3 protein-coding genes are annotated in these 4054 nt (G+C 29.8%); all 3 read right to left on the bottom strand.

The genetic code is table 11. The annotated features are described in order from the left end of the window. Positions 1-29: 29 nt before the first annotated feature. Positions 30-1958: a heavy metal translocating P-type ATPase gene (locus NSA58_RS16985; protein WP_039678197.1), complete on the bottom strand. Its 1929-nt coding sequence runs from the start codon at positions 1956-1958 to the stop codon at positions 30-32. 542 nt (positions 1959-2500) lie between these two features. Further along, positions 2501-3385, bottom strand: coding sequence for a YegS/Rv2252/BmrU family lipid kinase (locus NSA58_RS16980; protein WP_039678196.1), 885 nt, complete (start codon positions 3383-3385; stop codon positions 2501-2503). A gap of 11 nt (positions 3386-3396) precedes the next feature. Then, a partial coding sequence (locus tag NSA58_RS16975; RefSeq protein WP_330652598.1) for a lactate utilization protein occupies positions 3397-4054 on the bottom strand: 658 nt, incomplete at its 5' end.

Raw genomic sequence — 4054 nt, 5'->3', positions numbered from 1 at the left:
TATTTTAATTAATTTATCAAATTAAATTTTTATAAATTAGAACAACTTACTTCACTATTTGTTCTAGAATCTTTATATACTAAATCTTTCTCAATTTTATTTGATTTTTTATTATATTTTAAAAGTAATGCTGAATTTATAATAACAAGAACTGAACCTGCATTATGAACAAGTGCTCCAACAACTGGACCTAAAACTCCTGTCATGGCAAGAATTACAGCTATAAAGTTTAGCCCTAAAGAAAAAGCAATATTTATTTTAATGATTTTCATCATATGTTTCGATAAATTTAATAAGTGAGGTAAGTTGTCTATATCGTCTCTAACAAGTACTATATCAGCTGCATCTACAGCTATATCACTACCTATTCCCCCCATTGCGATTCCAACATAAGCTTTTTTAAGGGCTGGAGCATCATTAATTCCATCCCCAACCATACAAACCATTTTATTTTCATTTTCTTGATACTTATCTATTAATTCAAGTTTGTCCTGAGGAAAACATTCTGATTTTACTTCTTCTATATTCACTTGAGATGCAATACTTTCTGATACGTACTTATTGTCTCCTGTTAAAAGTACTGGACTTATACCCAAACTTTTTATACTTTCCACCATAGACTTTGATTCTTTTCTTAAAGTATCACTAAGTATTACATATCCACCTACTTTATTATCTATTCCAATATAAATTATTGATTTACCTTGATTCTTATGTTTTTCTCTTATAAATCTAATTTCTTCTCTTTTAAATTTTTCATCTAAAAGTAAATGTTTATTTCCTGCTATTATTTTTTTATTATTTACTTTGGCAATTACACCTCTGCCTGGAATTATTTTAAATTCCTGTGGCGGATTCACTTCCACTTTGTGATTTTCTTTAAAAGAAGATACTATGGCTCTTCCAAGAGGATGTTCTGAATATAGTTCGCATGAGGCTACCATTTCATAAAGTTCTTCATTACTTAAGTCATGCATAACACTAACAACTTCTTCCACACTTGGTTTTCCATAAGTTAATGTACCAGTTTTATCAAAGGTAATTTTGTTCACCTTTGAAAGTCGCTCTAGTGCATCTCCTTCTTTGACTAAAATACCATGTTTTGAAACATTTCCTATGGCTGCTACTATGGCTGTTGGTGTGGCAAGTACTAAAGCACAAGGACAAAATACAACTAAAATTGTAACTGCTCTTATTATTTCTCCTGTAATTAACCAAGTTAAAATAGCACTAGAAAATGCAGCAACAACTATATAAGTTGCCCATTTATCTGCCAAACCTACTATTTTTGCTTTGCTAGCATCAGCACTTTGAACAAGTTTTATCATTCTTTGTATAGAACTATCTTCTCCCACCTTTGTTGCCTTCATTTCAAAAGATCCAAATTGATTAACTGCTCCAGAACATACACTGTCTCCTTCACTTAAATCCACAGGTATAGATTCTCCACTCATTACAGAATTGTCTATGGAAGTTTTTCCTTTTGTAATCACGCCATCTACTGCTATAGTTTCTCCTGGATTAACTCTAAGTAAATCTCCCACCTTAACGTCCTTGGCATTTATGGATTTTTCTTCATTATTCACTACTAACCTTGCCAAAGTAGGTGTTAAATGAACTAATTTTTCAATTCCCTTTCTTGATTTTCTAACTGTAAATTCTTCAAGGAAAGCCCCTATTTGCATTATAAATGCCACTTCACCTGCTGCAAAGATTTCTCCAATTATTACTGAGGCAATAAGCGCCATGGATACAAGTACATCAGCTTTTATATCAAACTCTGTTACAAGACCTTCTATACCTTCTTTTATAATAGGTAGTCCACAAAATATAACAGCAATCCAAGCCAAATCCACGTTGAATAATTTTACATGGCTAAAGCTAAGTATAAGTGCAATTCCTGATATTACTAAAAATAAAATATCTCTTTTTATTTCATCTTTTAATAAATTTTTCATATTACAATTACTCCTCCCTTTTAGATATACCCCACTAGGTATACTTAAATTATACCTAGGGGGGTATGGTTTCGCAACAAAAATAAAAAACTATTCTGATATATGTCAAAAAACATCTTATCAAAATAGTTTCTATAATAATCTTTTTAAAATAAAGTCATACTAATCCTTCTTTTATCTCATTTCATATAATTTAAAGCAAAAGAAAAAGCACTATCTTGGGGATTATAGTCTCCAAATCAGTGCTTTTTCCAGGACAAAAGCTTTCACTTAGCCCTTACCTCAAGTCATCAAACATAGTTTGCAAGCTAGTTACATTTTCAAACCTTGGGTATTGAATCATAACTATCTGCACGATAGTAGATGAGGAATCTAGTATCTTCATTATATTCGACGGATATTAAAAAATATCAAATATACTTAAACTCCCAAGGAAATCATAAACACACATATTCATGATTAGATTAAGTTAGATTGATTTGCATCAACCATTACTTATATATTAACCTATTTAAGCTTAAATATTCATTTTTTAAAATTTACTAATAGCCCAATAATTGGATGCCATCTTTAATACATTCTATCTCTAAAGGAAAATCTGGACCCTTCTCTCCATCAATATCTGTAATTAAATTATCTTTACAATCAATTTTCAATTTATCTGTTTTAAAGTATAATATTTCATCCTTATTGTACCCTTCAAGGTGTTCACCTTTTAATACGCTTATAAGTAAAGGTAACATATTTGGAAGTAAAACTTCTTTTACTATAATAACATCTAACAATCCATCATCTACCTTGGCTTTATAAGCAAGATTAATATTACCAGCAGTTTTTCCATTGAAAATTAGCATTAGATACATGTCGCCCTTATATTCCATCTCTTTTGATTCTACTTCAATACTAAATTTTCTCATATATAATGCTTCTTCAATACCTTTTAAATAATAAGATACTTTTCCTATGGAATTCTTAAAATCAGGATTAATTTTTTGGGATACATCTGTAAACATTCCTGCACTTGCCACATTTATAAAGTATTTATCATTAATTTTTCCAATATCAATTTTTTTAGGTTTTGAATTAACAATTCTTTCAATAGAATCCTTTGGATTAAATGGAAGATTGACCGCCTTTGCAAAATCGTTTGCCGTTCCGCATGGTAAAATGCCTATAGGAATATCAATATTTAACACTTTCATAGCATTTAAAATTAAATCTACCGTCCCATCTCCACCAGAAATTAATATATGATCATAATTAGTATCTATATCAAAAAAAGCATCTTCTACTGGTCTATTTTTACTAAGCCTAAAAGGCACTACAATATAGTCGTATTGTTGATATATCTTTATTATCTTATCAAGTTCATGAGAAATTCTTCTTTCTCCTGAATTTGGGTTGTAAATAAACTTAACTTTTTTCATATTTCCTCCAGTTAAAATCCTAAAACATCATTAATAAATATAACATTCATTCTATTTGCTGTTCTTTGTCTTTTTATAACTGTATATTCACAGCATATTCTGTCATCACTTTTACAGTCCATGCAATAGCCTACCTTTGCACAAGGAGTGGCTGCATTCAGCCTTTTTGCATTTGCTGGACCACTTAAAACTTTATTACGCTTAACTGCTTCGTCTATATTTTTAACTATTTTGTTTACTCCAACTACTAATATAACTTTATCTGGACCATATAACATGGCTGCTACTCTATTACCATTTCCATCAACATTAAAAATTTCTCCTTCTTCTGTAATAGCATTTACAGATGAAAAATATGTGTCTGCACAGAAAGTTTTTCTGTAAAGCGCTTTCATATCAGCTGGTGTAAGGTTTTCTTCATATCTGTCTAAAAAATTATATCTTCCACTCCTAAGCAAATCTATTACATTAGTTTCAAATAAAGTACTAGATCCTCCAACAGATACCATTTCACCTTCTTTTGCTATATCTTTAATTATATTTATAAGTTCATCATTACTTTTTGCATAATAACCTTTAATGTTATTTTTTTCTAAATTATTTATAGTTTTTTCTATCCTTTTTTCATTTACCCATTTTACATTTTCATTCATATCATACAATCTCCCT

The organism is Terrisporobacter muris (genome assembly GCF_024621905.1).
In the GTDB taxonomy this organism is placed as follows: Bacteria; Bacillota; Clostridia; order Peptostreptococcales; family Peptostreptococcaceae; genus Terrisporobacter; species Terrisporobacter muris.
Note: the sequence above shows the minus strand (reverse complement) of the source record. Positions and strands in the feature narration are given on the sequence as shown.

Coding starts and splice junctions, on each gene's coding strand:
- NSA58_RS16985 (WP_039678197.1), bottom strand. CDS start 1,958: ATGAAAAATTTATTAAAAGATGAAATAAAAAGAGATATTTTATTTTTA.
- NSA58_RS16980 (WP_039678196.1), bottom strand. CDS start 3,385: ATGAAAAAAGTTAAGTTTATTTACAACCCAAATTCAGGAGAAAGAAGA.